We start from the raw sequence: 16,161 nt of genomic DNA, 5'->3' as shown, positions 1-16,161 counted from the left end.
TTTATAAGGGACATTACATATGTAAAAAGAAAAAACATTTTTAGATCAGCCTCGTGGGCTGTCGACTTTATTCTTCGCTTTATGTTTAGCTAGAAAACCGATCCGAAACATTCATTGATCGAATAATAAAAACTTGATTTTCCACCTGTACTTTGCCTGAATCGTGAAAGCACAGGTATGAAAATCAAGTTTTTTGTTGCGAAAAAACGTCCTAGTCAATCAGTTGGCCGAGCGGCTGGCGGCTGATCTGCTCCTGATCAATAACGAGTGCTTCTTGGAAGTGTTGCTGCAAAAAGTAGCGGTCATGGCTGACTGCTAGGAGCGTTCCTTGATAGTCTTGCAGCATTTCTTCAATTTCTTCTCGAGCATAGCTGTCGAGGTGATTGGTTGGTTCATCCAAAATCAGGACGTTGATTTTTTCTAAAAAGAGTTTCAGCAACGCCAAACGGATTTTTTCACCACCGGATAAATCTTTGATCCGTTTACCCACATCGCTTTGATAAAAGCCACTTTTGGCTAATTGCCGTCGAGCGACTTCTTCGTTTCCAGTCAATGTGATGGCGTAAGCCAGCAAACGGCTATCGGGATCGGCAAACTGCAGCTGCTGCGGCAAATAACCGATTTGCAAGCTACTACCTAATTTGATGGTGCCACCGTAAGGCTTTTCCTCACCGAGTAATAATTTGAGTAAGGTTGATTTTCCTGCACCATTGTCGCCGATGATGGCTAAATGATCTCCACGATAGACTGCAAAACTGCTGTCTTTGAATAGTACTTGATCAGCGTACTGCTGGTGCAAGTTTTGAATGATGAAAACTTCTTTGCCAGATTTTCCACCATTAGACAAGCTTTGCAGCCGATTTTTCGGGGGAGCTGGCGGTTTGACGAGTGTCAGTTTCGCCAGGCGGCGTTCCAGTTCTTTGGCTTTTTTGAAGAAGGACTCATTGTCTCCTTCATGTGCCCACTGACGAAAACGACGAATCATGACTTTCAACCGCTGGACTTCTTTTTGCTGCAGTTCGTAATTTTTTGTCAGCTCAGCCAAGCGAGCTTCTTTCAAGACTCGAAAACGGCTGTAGTTTCCGGGATACTCAATCAATGCACCTTCTTCCAGTTCCCATGTTTTTGTGGTGACTTGATCGAGAAATTGCCGATCATGAGAAACGACCAGAACCGATTTTTTTGTATTCTGTAAATAGTTTTCCAACCAGCGAATACTGTTAAGATCTAAATGATTGGTCGGTTCATCGAGTAAAAGTAAATCGGCATCGGCTGCTAAAATTTTGGCTAAAGCGACTTTAACTCGTTCGCCTCCGCTAAGTTCTGTTAACCGTGCTTCCTGACGGTGTGGAATCCCTAAGCCTTGCAAGATCGCTGCAATCCGGTCTTCTAATACGTAACCGCCTAGTTCTTCAAAGCGATGCTGCAGCTCACCGTAACGGGTCAGACACTTCTCTAAGTTTGTATCTGGTTCTGTCATCAATGCTTCGTAGCGACTCATTTGCTGTTTGAGGTCCTGTATCTCAGCGGCAGAATGGAGCAAGTAGTGGTTGACGGTTGCTTCGGAAACTGTAAGTTCTTGTTCGACCGTCCCGATCTTTAAGCCTTTTTTGCGACTGATAACACCGCTGTCGACACCTTCTCTGCCGGTCAAGATTTGTAAAAAGGTTGATTTGCCAGTTCCGTTGATACCGACTAAGGCAATTTTTTCACCAGCTTCAATTTGACAGGATAAATCCTCAAATAATGGATTCCCGCCGATTGTTTTTTTAATAGAAATTGCTTGTATGATCATGATCTCTCTCCTTGAGACCACTCAAAAAGGCCATGGTTATCCATGGCCTGTGTTATTTAAACTCAGATTATCATGAGAAAAATACCTTGAGATGGCCATTGATTTTACGTGAATTCAACTGTTTTAGACAAACTTGTCCCGTCAACAGCAACTGTAAAACCAATTGCATGGCTAAATGCGATATGGTATCGTTGGTAATTTTCATTACTTGTTATTTTAGTCATGCGCATCATAGTATTTTCCCTCCTTCGTGTAGTTGTCTTTTCCAGTGTACCTGAAAGTGTCAGAAAGTTCAACTAGCGCTGACATTTACTTAATATTTATCGATGTGTAATTCTGTCAGAGAGCTTTTTTTATCTGACTGAGGGTAATGTCTCGTGGACCACATCATTGTATTCTGAGCTAAACCAGCGTTCAGGCGAAATCATATGGTGTTTGATAAAAAACTTTGTCTACATGACTTCCTTTTGCCATTTGCTTAATACCGTTGCATTAAACAGCTCTTCTCTTTGGAAATCACCAACATCGCGTTTAGGAGTATCGTTGTGGTTGCAATGGCAAGCGGTAGCCTTTCATCAATTCTTGAATGATTTACCGAATGTAGCACTTGCCTTCTCGCGGTACCCGAACCCGAAATAAAATTTTAGTTTGGCGATAAAATCGGTATCCGCCATCGATACTTCATATTTTTTCGTATCAGATTCATCGGAAACTTCCACATTGACGAACCAATAAGCTTTGGCATGCTTAGGTCGTTTTAAACCACACCAGGGCGACTAATCGCCCGCCGGTGTTCACTTTTTTTATTTTACTTGAACTCATTGACTGTTTTCCCTTTATTTTAAACATTATAAAGACCGATGAGTGCTTGCCGCGTCTTTTGTTTTTATCACGGTTTTTTGTGCAAAAAAACCTGCCGATAGTTGGCAGGTCGTCTACGTGTTAAGCTTTGGTGTGGTCTTTAGCTGGCAATTGGTTTTCTAAATCAGTTCGGACAACAAGCACATCGCAAGCTGCGTTTCTAATAACATATTCAGAAACAGAACCAATAAATAAACGTTCTACAGCATTCAATCCTGTGGCTCCTAACATAATCAAATCTACTTGATTATCTTCTGGGATTTCTCTGGCAATAATTTGTTTTGGTGAGCCATATTCTACGACAGAGGTTACATTATTCAAGCCAGCTTTCTTCGCATTGCTTTCATAATCTGCCAATGTTTGCTTTGCCATTTCAGTAGCTTGTTCTGCAAGCATTCCATCAAAGGATGAAACGGTTTGGAAAGAACGTGTGTCAATGACATGTGCTAATAGAAGTTCTCCGTTATTTCGGATAGCTACATTGACCGCCTTTTTAAAAGCTAATTCAGCTTCATCAGAACCATCTACGGCAACCATGATTTTTTTGTATTGTTGTAACATATGCATTCACTCCTCAAGTCAATCGTATTGTACTCTTTTATTGTAGAACACTTTAGGGAAAAAGAGAATTATTTACTGCTTTGGTTCAGCAATTTTTTTTGCAAATCGGATACTGAAGGTGGCAGAAACAATAATTACGATCAGTAAAAAGACCAAGGCAATAAAGCGTTGATTGAAAAAAGCTGTTAAAATACCCATTACGCCTAAAACAGCATATGCAGCTCCGTAAAATTGTAGGAATCCTTGATTTTTATCATTTTTGTTGATCAATACAAAAAAGATATCCTGTTTATTAAATAAATAATAGCTAACGAATAATAATACTAAAGTGGCGATAATCATTAAAATCCTAATCATGAACAAATCCTCCAAAATAAGCAACAAATAGAAAAAGCAATTTGCCAAGAGCAAATTGCTTTATTCTTTAAAAGATGGTAATCTCCGTTAATGCCGTTGTTTGTCCTGTAGTATTGATCCCGCGAATTCAAGCAGGTGGGTCCCATGGTCGTAGCTTCGAACTACCAAATGATAAGGCATGTTACCAGCAGTGACACAAGACGGGTCCCAAGATATCAATAAAAATGTTCGGTCAACACACAAAGAGGACAATTCGAACATCACAGATTTCCCACCTCTATAGTAGCATATGAATTTAAAAAGAGCAATGAGAGAGCTCGCAGAAACAGAACCGTTTTCTTGTCTAGTTTTTTGGAGGATGCTTTTTCCACTCTTTTATACGGTAATACTGTTGACCCAGAGCCTGTTCATATTTCCCTGTATCTTTTGGCTGATAATACTGAGCATTCTTCAGTTTATCTGGTAAATATTGCTGATTGACCCAAGCCTGATCAAAATGATGAGGATACTGATAACCCACGCCACGGTTGAGGGATTTCGCACCTTTGTAATGGCTATCTCTCAAATGATCAGGAACATCTCCAGCTTTGCCCTCTCGAATATCAGCAAGTGCTGCATCTAATGCCATGTAGGCAGAATTGGATTTTGGCGACAAGCAAAGATCGACGACGACGTCTGCTAGTGGGATACGTGCCTCAGGCAATCCCAATTTTTCAGCAGCTAATACAGCGTTCACTGTACGAGCCGCAGCAGCAGGATTACCTAAACCTATATCTTCATAACCGATAACCATCAGACGCCGGCAAATACTTGCCAGATCACCTGCCTCAACTAAACGGGCGAGATAATGAAGTGCAGCATCCACATCACTTCCACGAATCGATTTTTGAAAAGCCGAAATAACGTCATAATGAGCATCTCCATTTTTGTCATGGGTAAGGGCTTTTCTTTGGACACATTCTTCAATGATCGACAGTGTAAGATGAATCCTTCCTTCTTTATCTGAAGGAGTCGATAGTGTAGCCAGTTCCAGCCCATTCAATGCACTCCGCAAATCGCCGTTCGTTGCACGCGAAAGGTGAAGAAGAGCATCTTTGTCTAACTGGATTGCTTGTTGTCCAAGGCCGCGTTCTTTATCCCTTAAAGCATGTTCGACTGCCAACTGGATGTCTTGCTCTGTTAATGGTTTGACTTCAAAAATCTGTGTACGGCTGCGGATCGCTGGATTGATGGTAATATAAGGATTCTCAGTAGTCGCTCCGATCAAGATGATTCGGCCACTTTCTAAATGAGGAAGCAGAAAATCCTGTTTTGTTTTATCTAATCGGTGTACTTCATCCAATAAGAGGATCACTGTACCACTCATTTTTGCTTCTTCCGCTACAACTTGTAGATCCTTTTTTGAATCTGTAGCGGCGTTTAGCATGCGAAATGCATAATTAGTAGAGCCGGCGATCGCACTTGCGATACTCGTTTTTCCAGTACCCGGAGGTCCATATAGAATCATGGAAGAGAGCATGCGAGCATCGACCATGCGGCGTATGATTTTTCCTTCCCCGACTAGATGCTGCTGACCAACGACTTCATCGATCGTTCGAGGTCTCATGCGATAAGCCAATGGCTGTTGCATAGGATTTTCCTCCTTCTTGTTTTTACGTCCCTTAATTATATCATATTTAGCAAGATGCCTAGAAAGAACAGCCTTCTGTTGTTTTGTTTTCATAGCTTATCCAACTAATATTGTGTATGATAAAGTAGGTGAGAAAAATGACGGATAAACAAAAGATAGATGAATTTTTTTGGAATAAAACGACGCCAGAAGTGGCACGGGATTTATTGGGGATGTATTTGGAGCATGACACACCAGAAGGAAGATTAGCTGGATATATTGTAGACGCGGAAGCATACCTAGGTCCAGAAGACGAGGCCGCCCATAGCTATGGTTTAAGAAGAACACCGCGTGTGCGGGCAATGTATGAAAAACCAGGTACGATCTACCTTTACACGATGCATACTCATCGGATTTTGAACATCATTACTCAGCCAGAAGGGATTCCTCAAGGAGTAATGATACGTGCAATCGAACCCGCCGCAATGATTGATCAAATGAGTAAAAATCGTGGCGGAAAAACTGGTCCAGATATCAGCAACGGTCCGGGAAAATTAGTGGAAGCATTAGCAATTCCTCAAGAACTTTACGGTCAGTCTATAGCAGATAGTTCGTTACGCTTAGTTTTTGAGAAAAAAAAGACACCAAAAAAGATCAATGCTTTGCCTAGAATCGGTATCCCAAACAAAGGTGTATGGACAGAAAAGCCGTTGCGTTTTGTTGTGTCGGGAAATCCTTATATCTCTTTACAAAGAAAAAACCAAATCGAGAAAGATTGGGGTTGGAGGAAAGAAAATGAAAAAGAAGGATCTATTAACATACTTAGATGAAATAATTGAAAAACAAGTGACAGACTATGATGTAGCTTTAGATTGGGATACAAAAAATCATACGATCGAGATCGTTGTTCGCTTGTTTGCAGAAAATAAAGCACAATTTGAGATTGATGATGCAGAAGGGATCGTTTCGCAAGAACCAATTATCGAATTTGAAGACGGCGTACTTCTTTTTAATCCTCAGAAATCTGTTTTTGATGAACGCAATTATCTAGCAGTAATCCCTTATGAAGGAAAAAAAGGGTTGGCAAAATCAGTAGCTGATTCTTTAGTGGAATATCTAAATGAAGTATTAGCTCAAGGGCAAAGCGATTTGCTTGATTTTTTGGATGAAGACGATGACGAAGCTGTATTCGAGCTTCACTGGGATAATCAGCAACTAGCAGAATTAGTAGAAGTAAAACAGCAAAATGAAGCAGATACTTATTTACCGTACCCAAGTTATTAAGGAGTGACAGATATGAAATGGAATGAAGTAAAAGTAGAAACTGAAAGTGAAGCAGTCGAAGCAGTTGCTAATATTTTGATGGAGGCAGGGGCGAGTGGTGTCGCGATTGAAGATTCTTTAGATGTTGAACATTTTCAGTCGGATCAATATGGTGAGATTTTAGATAAAAATGATTTTACATCGCTGAAAGAAGGCGCACTAGTCATGGCTTATTTTCCGGAAACGACTTTCTTACCGGAAATCTTGCCTTTTATCAAAGATCGTATCACACAATTACCTGAGTTTGGTCTAGCTATTGGAAAAAATAAAGTAACAGTTAGTGAAGTAGAGGAAAGCAACTGGGCAACAGCCTGGAAGAAATACTATCATCCGGTGCGTATTACGCGAATGCTGACGGTTGCGCCAAGCTGGGAAAACTACCAGACAGAAGATCCTCTAGAAAAAATTATCACACTAGATCCTGGTATGGCATTTGGCACAGGCACTCATCCCACGACTTCCTTGACATTGACAGCACTAGAAACAGTCTTGCGTGGTGGTGAAACATTGCTAGATGTGGGAACTGGGTCGGGCGTGCTAAGTATTGCAGCAAAATATCTTGGTGCAAAAGATGTCTATGCCTTTGATTTAGACGAAGTAGCCGTTCGTTCGGCGAAAGAAAATATGGATATGAATGAAATAGCCAAAGATGTCCATGTATCAGCTAACGATCTTTTGACAGGAATCGAGATTGAAAGTGATGTAATCGTTGCGAACATTTTAGCAGATATCATCTTATTGATGATCCCAGATGCTTGGCGTTTACTGAAGCAAACAGGCACGTTGATCGTTTCAGGAATCATTGAAGAGAAGAAGCAAATAGTTCTGGATGCCATGTTAGAACAAGGGTTTATCGTGGATCAAATTTTCCAGCAAAAAGACTGGTATGCAATTATTTTGAAAAAACCAGAGGTGGAATAGATGCAGCGGTATTTTTTAAAAGAATCATATGAATCAAAAGACTATTTTGTTTTAGAAGGGGAAAACTATCACCACATTGTACGGGTTATGAGGATGGAACCCGAGGATGAAGTTTTTTTGGCATTCAATGATCAAATAGCCATTGTTGCAGAAATCACGGAGATTACTGAAGAGGCTGTTTATCTGAAAGAAATTAAAAAAGAAGAAAATCAAAAGGAACTGCCAAGTTCGATTACCATAGCGAGTGGCTATCCTAAAGGGGAAAAGCTGGATTGGATCGTTCAGAAATCCACTGAATTAGGAGCGCAAGCTTTTCTTGGTTTCCCGGCATCAGCCTCTGTCGTTAAATGGGATGCAAAAAAACGTATGAAACGACAACAACGGCTTGAAAAGATTGCTCAAGAGGCAGCGGAACAATCCCATCGGCAGATCGTGCCATCAGTAGAGTTATTGGAAACGAAACAAGATTTATTTGAGCGGCTAGATGATTATGACGTGGTCTTGGTTGCTTATGAGGAATCAGCAAAGCAAGGCGAAAAATCAAATGCAGCCAAAATTCTTAGTGAAACAAAACCAGATAGTCGAATCTTAGCTGTCTTTGGACCAGAAGGTGGATTATCCCGCGATGAAGTCGATTATTTTGTAGAACACAAAGGGATACTTTGTGGATTAGGACCAAGAATCCTTCGTACAGAAACAGCACCTCTTTATTTATTAAGTGCTGCTAGCTATCAATGGGAATTAATGAATCCTTCTTTCAGCTAACGTTCTTCATTAATAAAAGAGTATCGACGGAAAGAATTGAAAAAATAGTCAACAATTTGTATAATAGAAACAATTATTTATACAATGGATACGAAAAATCGTTTGAAAAAGCTTTTAAAAAGCGAACATTTCCGTAAAAAAACGTATAACTGCACGGATTTTGGGACAATTATCAAACAGATATTTGTCCCGATTCCCGTTTTACCGAAAAAAGAAAGGGGGATCGATTCCTGTGACAAAAGAAGAAATTTTAACGGGACCCGGTGTCATAAAGCTCGTTAGTCAATACATGGGTCCCGAACATGTAGCATTTGTTGAGAAAGCATGCGAATACGCGACTGCTGCACATGACGGACAGTTTAGAAAATCAGGCGAACCCTACATTATTCATCCTATCCAAGTCGCAGGTATATTAGCAGATTTAAAAATGGATCCCCATACAGTGGCTACAGGCTTCTTACATGATGTTGTTGAAGATACAGAAATCACTTTAGAAGATCTGAGAGAAGAATTTGGCGATGACGTTGCTATGTTAGTGGACGGCGTAACCAAATTAGGGAAAATAAAATATAAATCCCACGAAGAGCAGCTAGCAGAAAACCACCGAAAGATGCTGCTAGCAATGGCTCAAGATTTACGAGTTATCATGGTCAAATTAGCTGATAGACTACATAACATGCGTACGTTGAAGCACCTGCGAGAAGATAAGCAAAGAAGGATCGCTCAGGAAACTTTAGAAATCTATGCGCCTCTTGCACATCGTCTAGGGATCAGCCGGATCAAATGGGAATTAGAAGATACAGCACTTCGTTATCTAAATCCAAAACAGTATTACCGTATCGTCCACTTGATGCAGACGAAGAGAGAAGAACGTGAAAAATACGTAAGTGGTACTGTTGAAGATATTCGAATAGCAACAGAAGAGCTGGGGATTTTTGCAGAAATCTATGGACGGCCAAAACACATTTATTCAATCTATCGTAAAATGAAAGATCAGAAAAAGCAGTTCAACGAAATTTATGACTTGCTAGCTATTCGAGTGATCGTAGATTCAATCAAGGATTGTTATGCTGTATTAGGAGCAATCCACACAAAATGGAAACCAATGCCCGGCAGATTTAAGGATTATATTGCCATGCCAAAAGCTAATATGTATCAATCTTTGCATACTACCGTGATCGGTCCGGCAGGAAATCCGGTAGAAATTCAAATCCGAACACAGGAAATGCATGAAATCGCTGAATTCGGGGTTGCTGCACACTGGGCCTATAAAGAAGGAAAAAATGAAAAAGTAGAACCAGATGGTATGACGAAACAATTAAGCTGGTTCCATGAGATACTCGAACTTCAAGACGAAAGCTATGATGCTTCTGAATTTATGGAAGGCGTAAAAGGAGATATCTTTAGTGATAAAGTCTACGTCTTCACACCAAAGGGAGACGTTACTGAGTTACCAAAAGGATCCGGACCATTGGACTTTGCATACAGTATCCATACAGATATCGGTAACAAAACCACTGGTGCAAAAGTAAATGGCAAAATGGTGCAGCTTGATTACAAATTGAAAAACGGCGATATCATTGAGATCATGACTTCTCCAAATTCATTTGGCCCAAGTCGCGACTGGTTGAAATTAGTTGCTACTAGCAAAGCAAGAAATAAGATCAAACGTTTCTTCAAAGCCCAAGATCGAGAAGAAAATGTGATCAAAGGCCACGAATCCGTGGTCAAATGTATTACAGATCTAGGATTTACGCCTAAAGATATTTTGACGAAGAACAAACTGCAAGAAGCACTCGATCGTTTTAATTATCAAACAGAAGATGATCTCTATGCAGCTGTAGGGTATGGAGAAGTTAGCCCCTTGACGATGGCCAATCGTCTGACTGAAAAAGAACGTAAAGAACAAAAAATCGAGCAGCAAAAGCAAGAAGCAGAAGAAATCATGAATCAGCCGAAAAAAGAACCTGACAAAATGAAAGTACGTCATGAAGGTGGCGTTGTCATTCAAGGGGTAGAAAACTTACTAATTCGTATTAGTCGCTGCTGTAATCCGATTCCTGGTGATGATATCGTTGGTTATATCACTAAAGGCAGAGGGATATCCATTCATCGTCGAGATTGTCCGAATGTTCAGCCTGACAAACCAAATGTAGCAGAACGTTTGATTGAAGTCGAATGGGAAGATACATCGAATACACGAAAAGAGTATGATGCAGATTTGGAAATTTACGGCTATAATCGTTCAGGCTTATTGAATGATGTACTTCAAACAGTCAATGCGCTAACGAAAAATCTTAACAGCGTTGAAGCACGGACGAATAAAGATAAAATGGCGACGATCCATTTGACGGTTGGTATCCAGAATTTATCCCACCTAAAGAGTATCGTGGATAAAATCAAAGCAGTACCTGATGTCTACAGTGTACGCCGGACGAATGGATAGGAGGACAGATATGAGAGCAGTTGTTCAACGGGTAAGTAAAGCTGCTGTGTCAGTCGATCAGCAAGAAATTGGAAAAATTGGCTACGGCCTACTTGTTTTATTAGGCATTCATGAAACCGATACGCAAAAAGATGTGGACTATCTGGTAAAAAAAATTTCACAAATGCGTATTTTTGAAGATGAACAAGGAAAAATGAATATTAGTGTAGAAGATGTGGGAGGACAAATTTTAAGTATCTCTCAATTCACACTGTTTGCGGATACGAAAAAAGGAAATCGACCAAGCTTTGTGGAAGCCGCACGACCAGAAACAGCTATTCCTTTATACGAATCATTCAATGAAGGAATCAGAAGTCGCGGCATCACAGTCGCTACCGGACAATTCGGAGCAGATATGTCGGTTTCTCTCGTCAATGATGGACCTGTAACGATCATTATTGATTCTAAAAACAAATAAAGTAATCTGGTTTTCACTAGTAAAAACTATGAAACACGTCGCTTAAGTTAGACTGAAAAACTCTAACTTAAGTGGCTTTTTTGTCTGCAAAAAGCGCTTCTTTTGTCAGCAGTCGGAAAAAAAGTTAAGCTTAAATTATACAAGTTATTTTTTATAGGAGGTTGCTGAAGATGAAAGAAGTACCAGTAGTAGATATCAAAATCACAGATTTAAAAAAATTGTATCAAAAAGGATACAACATGTTGGAGGAGTTACGCCATGAAGCGGACGCTCCCGTCGTCAAAGCAAAGATTTTCAATAAAGAAGCTATCACGATCTACGGATCATCAGCAGCAAAAGTATTTTATGATCCAAGGAATTTCAAACGAAAAGGTGCTATGCCAAAATTAGTATTGAAGACACTTTTTGGTCAAGGTGGAGTACAGACTTTGGATGGAGCTGCTCATCACCATCGGAAAAATATTTTTATGGATCTAATGACACCGGAAAGAATGGAAGATTATCATCGTATCTTAGATAAGAATCTGACACAAGCACTTGAAGCACAGCATGGTCAATTTGAACTATTTGATTTAAGTAAGATGGTTTTCTTTACATCTATTTGCGAGTGGGCAGGTATCAATTTATCAGCGATTTCTAAAGATGAGGTCGAAAAATTAGCAGAATATCAAATCTCTATGATCAGCGGAACGTTTACTTCTCCGATTGATCACATAAAAGGTGTCGAAAATCGCAAAAAATCAGAAAAATGGGCGCAAGGCTTGATTGAAGAAGCTCGACAAAATCCTGTGGCTGGAAAAGAAAATGTGGCATTATATGCTTTTGCCAATGCCACAGATTTAGATGGTCAGCTTTTACCTCTGGAAGTGGCAGCTGTTGAATTATTGAACATCATCCGTCCAACGGTTGCTCTAACTGTGTGGGCGGCATTGATGGGACATGCACTTTTCAGTAGACCAGATTTGTATCAGCAATTAAAAAATGACTTTTCGACGTTACAAGATCCGTTTATTCAAGAAATGAGACGCTATTATCCTTTCTTCCCAATGCTACCTGCGATTTCGCTGAAAGAAGTAGAAGTAGATGGTTATCGTATACCAGAAGGCAGTTGGGTTATTTTAGATTTATATGGAACAGACCATGATGAACGAACAGTTGAAGCGCCAGATTCCTTTATGATCAAACGGTATGTAGGGAAAGCAAAAGATATTTCCTATAAAGAAGAATATGAGATGATTGCACAAGGCGGGGGAGATTTTCGACAAATGCATCGCTGTGCAGGAGAATGGATCACTCTTCATAGTCTACGTGTGTTTTCCGATCAGCTAGTAAATAAGTTTGAGTTCTCTGTACCTGAACAAGATTGGACGATTCCATTCAATCAGTTTCCGACTTATCCGAATAGCCGAGCGCTACTTTACAAGAATTAGATTAGCATAAACTTATCGAAAAAAGGAAGATCAAACAGTGCTGATCTTCCTTTTTTCATATTACTATAAATTGATAAGGTCAATTGATCAAAATCCACGAAATGCTTCATCAATGGTTTGATAATCTTCATTGGATAAATGCAAATCTAAAGCTTGGACATTGTCAGATACTTGCTCTGGACGCTTAGCTCCAGGTATAACTACAGACACTCGTGGATTCTTCATGTACCAAGCTAAAACAAGTTGCGCAGGAGTGGCTTGGTATCTTTTAGCAATGGGGCGAAGTACATCGACAGCGGTTAAAATTTCTCTGAAACGTTCTCCTTGGAAATCTGGATTTCTTTTTCGAGGATCCCCTTCACCAAATTGTTTTTCCTCACCAAGTTCATATTTTCCTGTCAGCAAACCGGAAGCAAGAGGAAAATAGGGAACAAAACTGATTTTGTTTTTTTCAAGATAAGGGAATAATTCTTTTTCAGCCTGCCGATGGATCAAACTGTATTTATCTTCTACTACATCGACATATCCATCTGCATTCGCTTCTTTCAATTGTTCTAACGTGAAGTTTGACACACCGACTGCTCGGATTTTTCCTGCTTCTTTTAATTCATGCAATGTAGCAACTGATTCATTTTTTGGTGTGCTTTCGTCCGGAAAGTGGATATAAAAAATGTCGATGTAATCAGTTTGCAGACGTTTTAGTGCATCTTCCACCGATTGTTTGAGAAACTCAGGAGAATTATCAAATGTTCGCCCTTTATTTGGTACATGAGCAGCTTTTGTAGCGATGACGACACGTGAGCGATCATATTCTTTTTCCTTCAGTACCTCGCCAATCAGTTCTTCGGAACGGCCGTTTCCGTAAGCATAAGCGGTATCGATCAAATTGATCCCGCTATTCAAAGCTGTACGAACTACTTGTTTTCCTGTCTCATCTTCCAAACCGTCAAAAAGATTATGTCCTCCAACGGCATTTGCTCCTAATCCAAGCTGTTCTGCGTAGACTTGTGAATGTCCGATTCTTATTTCTGCCATAGCTGATTACTCCTTTTTGTCTAGTCTAAAACAAAATACCAAAAAGCTGAACTAAAACGTTTTTGTGAGGGGAAATAGTCAGATATCTCTTGACTTTGAGACTGGTTTTTAGTAGGTTATAAGTAATATCGAATGTCAATGAAAGAGCGAGTAAGTTTTTGAAACTTTACAAGAGAGGATCATCGAGGCTGAAAATGATCTAAAGTTTCATTAGCCTAAAGACACTCTGGAGATGGACGAGTGAAAAGCCGTCCCGCGTACGAGCGTTATTCGTAAGAGGAAAGAGAAATCTTTCAAAATTAGGTGGTACCGTGTATGAATTTCATTCACCCTTGTTCATGATGAACAAGGGTGATTTTTTTATTTACATAGCTAAGAAAGGGAGAGAAAACTATGAGTTTCCAAAGACCAAAAGGAACAAATGATATTTTGCCAGGCGAATCAGAAAAATGGCAGTTTGTCGAAGAAACAGCACGTTTATTATTTAGAGATTATCAGTATAATGAAATGCGTACACCGATTTTTGAACACTATGAAGTGATATCCCGAAGTGTAGGGGATACAACGGATATCGTTTCAAAAGAGATGTATGATTTTTATGACAAAGGGGAACGCCATGTGACGCTTCGACCAGAAGGTACAGCACCAATCGTTCGTTCTTTTGTTGAGCATAAATTGTTCGGCCCAGAGTATGCGAAACCGTTCAAAACTTTTTATATGGGACCAATGTTTCGCTACGAACGCCCTCAAAAAGGACGGTTACGTCAATTCCATCAAATCGGAGTAGAAGCATTTGGATCAGAAAACCCTGCAACTGATGTGGAGAGCATGGTGATGGCACTTGATTTCTTCAAACAGTTGGGGATCACGCAAATCCGGCTAGTCATCAATTCATTAGGTGATAAAGAAACGCGTCAAGCCTATCGTCAAGCGTTGATCGACTATCTTTTACCTTTTGAATCAGAGCTGAGTGAAGACTCTAAACGCCGCCTTCACGAAAATCCATTACGCGTATTGGACAGTAAAGACAAACGAGATCAAAAATTTGTGGCAGAAGCTCCATCTATCTTAGATTATTTAAGCGAGCCTGCTCAAAAACATTTTGATACCGTTGTTTCCATGCTGGATGCATTGGCTGTTCCTTATGAAATCGACAGTAATATGGTTCGCGGACTAGATTATTACACACATACGATTTTTGAAATCATGAGTGACGCACCAAAAATGGGGGCACAAGCAACGATTTGCGCAGGCGGACGTTATGACAATCTAGTGGAAGAACTAGGTGGTCCTTCAACACCTGGCTTCGGATTTGCAATGGGTATCGAGCGATTACTCTTGACTATGGAGGCAGAGGAAGTAGTTATCCCTGCATTTAATGAGTTGGATGCTTACGTGGTCGCACTCGGAGACGAAACAAATATCGAAGCATTGAAAGTGGTCCAAGCGATTCGAAACTTTGGTTTTTCAGCTGACCGCGATTTCATGAACCGTAAAGCAAAAGCGCAATTTAAGACAGCAGATAAAGCGAATGCCAAATTAGTATTGGTGATCGGTGAAGATGAGCTTGCTAGTCAAACGATTAATGTCAAAGCAATGGCAAGCCGAAAAGAAAAAAGTTTTCCATTAGAAGAGATATATGAACATTTTGATGAAGTCTATGATGAAATGACTTTATTCGAGTAGGAGGAAAAAATAAATGGCACAAAGAACGATCTATTGCGGATTAGTTTCCGAACAACAATTAGAACAAACAGTTACATTAAAAGGATGGGTACAAAAAAGACGAGACCTTGGGGGAGTAATCTTTATCGACCTACGTGATCGTGAAGGAATCGTTCAAATCGTCTTTAATCCTGAAATCAACAAAGAAGCATGGGAAATCGCGGATAAGTGTCGCAGTGAATACGTGATCGAAGTGACTGGGGAAGTTAGAAGACGCGGAGAAAATGCAGTAAATCCTAAAATGGCCACTGGTGAATTCGAAGTGATTGCAAGTGAAATCGTGATTTTGAATCAAGCAAAAACCCCGCCATTTCAAATTGAAGATGATCAAACAATCAGTGACGAAATACGTTTGAAATATCGTTATTTGGATCTGCGTCGTCCAAAAATGACTAAAAACATCAAATTAAGAAATGCGACAACAAAAGCGATTCGTCATTATTTAGATGATAATGACTTTCTCGATATCGAAACACCTTACCTAGGGAAATCTACACCAGAAGGCGCAAGAGACTACCTAGTTCCTTCACGTGTCCATGCTGGACATTTCTATGCGTTGCCGCAATCTCCTCAATTGTTTAAACAATTGCTGATGAATGCTGGATTCGACCGTTATTATCAAATCGTTCGTTGTTTCCGCGATGAAGATTTACGTGGAGACCGTCAGCCTGAATTTACGCAAGTAGATATTGAAACAACGTTCTTAACAGCAGAAGAAATCCAAACTTACACAGAGGGATTGATTGCGAAGGTAATGAAAGAAGTTCGCGGTATCGAAGTCACATTGCCATTTCCTCGTATGACCTATGATGAAGCAATGGCTCGCTACGGCAGCGACAAACCGGATACACGTTTTGATATGGAATTGATCGATCT

16 protein-coding genes and 1 other RNA gene are annotated in these 16,161 nt (G+C 40.1%); 9 read left to right on the top strand and 8 right to left on the bottom strand.

All coding sequences use genetic code 11. The features are described 5' to 3' along the window. Positions 1 to 211: 211 nt before the first annotated feature. From abc-f to DIZ30_RS04560, 7 genes are all read right to left on the bottom strand, one after another. The gene (abc-f, locus tag DIZ30_RS04585; protein ID WP_002324244.1) at positions 212 to 1,795 is read right to left on the bottom strand and encodes a ribosomal protection-like ABC-F family protein; all 1,584 of its coding nucleotides are present in this window, start codon (positions 1,793 to 1,795) and stop codon (positions 212 to 214) included. Positions 1,796 to 1,899: 104 nt separating this feature from the next. Continuing rightward, on the bottom strand, positions 1,900 to 2,028 hold the full coding sequence (locus DIZ30_RS13840; protein WP_002293651.1) for a hypothetical protein: 129 nt from the start codon (positions 2,026 to 2,028) through the stop codon (positions 1,900 to 1,902). 342 nt (positions 2,029 to 2,370) lie between these two features. Further along, positions 2,371 to 2,514, bottom strand: a complete 144-nt coding sequence (locus DIZ30_RS04580) for a portal protein (protein ID WP_002293650.1) — start codon at positions 2,512 to 2,514, stop codon at positions 2,371 to 2,373. Positions 2,515 to 2,737: 223 nt separating this feature from the next. After that, entirely contained in the window at positions 2,738 to 3,217 is a 480-nt protein-coding gene (locus tag DIZ30_RS04575; RefSeq protein ID WP_002293649.1) for a universal stress protein, read from the bottom strand. A 72-nt stretch (positions 3,218 to 3,289) separates the two neighbouring features. Then, a complete protein-coding gene (locus tag DIZ30_RS04570; protein ID WP_002293648.1) occupies positions 3,290 to 3,574 on the bottom strand; it encodes a hypothetical protein in 285 nt (94 codons plus the stop codon). 77 nt (positions 3,575 to 3,651) lie between these two features. Then, positions 3,652 to 3,846, bottom strand: a non-coding RNA gene (ssrS, locus tag DIZ30_RS04565) — 6S RNA. 71 nt (positions 3,847 to 3,917) lie between these two features. Further along, positions 3,918 to 5,204, bottom strand: a complete 1,287-nt coding sequence (locus tag DIZ30_RS04560; RefSeq protein ID WP_002324243.1) for a replication-associated recombination protein A — start codon at positions 5,202 to 5,204, stop codon at positions 3,918 to 3,920. A gap of 137 nt (positions 5,205 to 5,341) precedes the next feature. On the opposite strand from DIZ30_RS04560, the gene DIZ30_RS04555 reads away from it, so the two are divergent. From DIZ30_RS04555 to DIZ30_RS04520, 7 genes are all read left to right on the top strand, one after another. Next, positions 5,342 to 6,013: a DNA-3-methyladenine glycosylase gene (locus DIZ30_RS04555; RefSeq protein ID WP_002297596.1), complete on the top strand. Its 672-nt coding sequence runs from the start codon at positions 5,342 to 5,344 to the stop codon at positions 6,011 to 6,013. Continuing rightward, positions 5,979 to 6,467 carry a DUF3013 family protein gene (locus DIZ30_RS04550; protein ID WP_002289091.1) on the top strand — a complete coding sequence of 163 codons (489 nt, stop codon included), beginning with the start codon at positions 5,979 to 5,981 and terminating at the stop codon, positions 6,465 to 6,467. The genes DIZ30_RS04555 and DIZ30_RS04550 overlap by 35 nt, the downstream gene beginning before the upstream one ends. A gap of 12 nt (positions 6,468 to 6,479) precedes the next feature. Beyond that, the gene (prmA, locus tag DIZ30_RS04545; RefSeq protein WP_002301283.1) at positions 6,480 to 7,427 is read left to right on the top strand and encodes a 50S ribosomal protein L11 methyltransferase; all 948 of its coding nucleotides are present in this window, start codon (positions 6,480 to 6,482) and stop codon (positions 7,425 to 7,427) included. Continuing rightward, positions 7,428 to 8,192 carry a 16S rRNA (uracil(1498)-N(3))-methyltransferase gene (locus DIZ30_RS04540; protein WP_002289095.1) on the top strand — a complete coding sequence of 255 codons (765 nt, stop codon included), beginning with the start codon at positions 7,428 to 7,430 and terminating at the stop codon, positions 8,190 to 8,192. 232 nt (positions 8,193 to 8,424) lie between these two features. Next, entirely contained in the window at positions 8,425 to 10,638 is a 2,214-nt protein-coding gene (locus DIZ30_RS04530) for a bifunctional (p)ppGpp synthetase/guanosine-3',5'-bis(diphosphate) 3'-pyrophosphohydrolase (protein WP_002289096.1), read from the top strand. Positions 10,639 to 10,648: 10 nt separating this feature from the next. Continuing rightward, complete coding sequence (gene dtd / locus DIZ30_RS04525) at positions 10,649 to 11,095, top strand: D-aminoacyl-tRNA deacylase (protein WP_002324241.1); 447 nt, start codon at positions 10,649 to 10,651, stop codon at positions 11,093 to 11,095. A 170-nt stretch (positions 11,096 to 11,265) separates the two neighbouring features. Continuing rightward, on the top strand, positions 11,266 to 12,525 hold the full coding sequence (locus DIZ30_RS04520) for a cytochrome P450 (RefSeq protein ID WP_002301280.1): 1,260 nt from the start codon (positions 11,266 to 11,268) through the stop codon (positions 12,523 to 12,525). Positions 12,526 to 12,612: 87 nt separating this feature from the next. On the opposite strand, the gene DIZ30_RS04515 is transcribed toward DIZ30_RS04520, so the two are convergent. After that, positions 12,613 to 13,560: an aldo/keto reductase gene (locus DIZ30_RS04515; protein WP_002289101.1), complete on the bottom strand. Its 948-nt coding sequence runs from the start codon at positions 13,558 to 13,560 to the stop codon at positions 12,613 to 12,615. A 393-nt stretch (positions 13,561 to 13,953) separates the two neighbouring features. Between DIZ30_RS04515 and hisS the strand changes: the two genes are divergently transcribed. Both hisS and aspS read left to right on the top strand, forming a co-directional pair. Beyond that, entirely contained in the window at positions 13,954 to 15,246 is a 1,293-nt protein-coding gene (gene hisS, locus DIZ30_RS04505) for a histidine--tRNA ligase (protein ID WP_002289103.1), read from the top strand. A 13-nt stretch (positions 15,247 to 15,259) separates the two neighbouring features. Further along, positions 15,260 to 16,161: aspartate--tRNA ligase (gene aspS / locus DIZ30_RS13635; protein WP_234414788.1), on the top strand; the 902-nt coding region annotated here is incomplete at its 3' end.

Origin of the sequence: Enterococcus sp. H57 (genome assembly GCF_003112495.1) — a bacterium.
In the GTDB taxonomy this organism is placed as follows: Bacteria; Bacillota; Bacilli; order Lactobacillales; family Enterococcaceae; genus Enterococcus_B; species Enterococcus_B faecium.
Note: the sequence above shows the minus strand (reverse complement) of the source record. Positions and strands in the feature narration are given on the sequence as shown.

What these genes read in the sequence shown, in the direction of transcription:
- abc-f (WP_002324244.1), bottom strand. Translation starts at nt 1,795, where the DNA reads ATGATCATACAAGCAATTTCTATTAAAAAAACAATCGGCGGGAATCCA.
- DIZ30_RS04515 (WP_002289101.1), bottom strand. Translation starts at nt 13,560, where the DNA reads ATGGCAGAAATAAGAATCGGACATTCACAAGTCTACGCAGAACAGCTT.
- DIZ30_RS13840 (WP_002293651.1), bottom strand. Translation starts at nt 2,028, where the DNA reads ATGATGCGCATGACTAAAATAACAAGTAATGAAAATTACCAACGATAC.
- DIZ30_RS04550 (WP_002289091.1), top strand. Translation starts at nt 5,979, where the DNA reads ATGAAAAAGAAGGATCTATTAACATACTTAGATGAAATAATTGAAAAA.
- hisS (WP_002289103.1), top strand. Translation starts at nt 13,954, where the DNA reads ATGAGTTTCCAAAGACCAAAAGGAACAAATGATATTTTGCCAGGCGAA.
- DIZ30_RS04575 (WP_002293649.1), bottom strand. Translation starts at nt 3,217, where the DNA reads ATGTTACAACAATACAAAAAAATCATGGTTGCCGTAGATGGTTCTGAT.
- DIZ30_RS04560 (WP_002324243.1), bottom strand. Translation starts at nt 5,204, where the DNA reads ATGCAACAGCCATTGGCTTATCGCATGAGACCTCGAACGATCGATGAA.
- DIZ30_RS04520 (WP_002301280.1), top strand. Translation starts at nt 11,266, where the DNA reads ATGAAAGAAGTACCAGTAGTAGATATCAAAATCACAGATTTAAAAAAA.
- dtd (WP_002324241.1), top strand. Translation starts at nt 10,649, where the DNA reads ATGAGAGCAGTTGTTCAACGGGTAAGTAAAGCTGCTGTGTCAGTCGAT.
- prmA (WP_002301283.1), top strand. Translation starts at nt 6,480, where the DNA reads ATGAAATGGAATGAAGTAAAAGTAGAAACTGAAAGTGAAGCAGTCGAA.
- DIZ30_RS04570 (WP_002293648.1), bottom strand. Translation starts at nt 3,574, where the DNA reads ATGATTAGGATTTTAATGATTATCGCCACTTTAGTATTATTATTCGTT.
- DIZ30_RS04540 (WP_002289095.1), top strand. Translation starts at nt 7,428, where the DNA reads ATGCAGCGGTATTTTTTAAAAGAATCATATGAATCAAAAGACTATTTT.
- DIZ30_RS04555 (WP_002297596.1), top strand. Translation starts at nt 5,342, where the DNA reads ATGACGGATAAACAAAAGATAGATGAATTTTTTTGGAATAAAACGACG.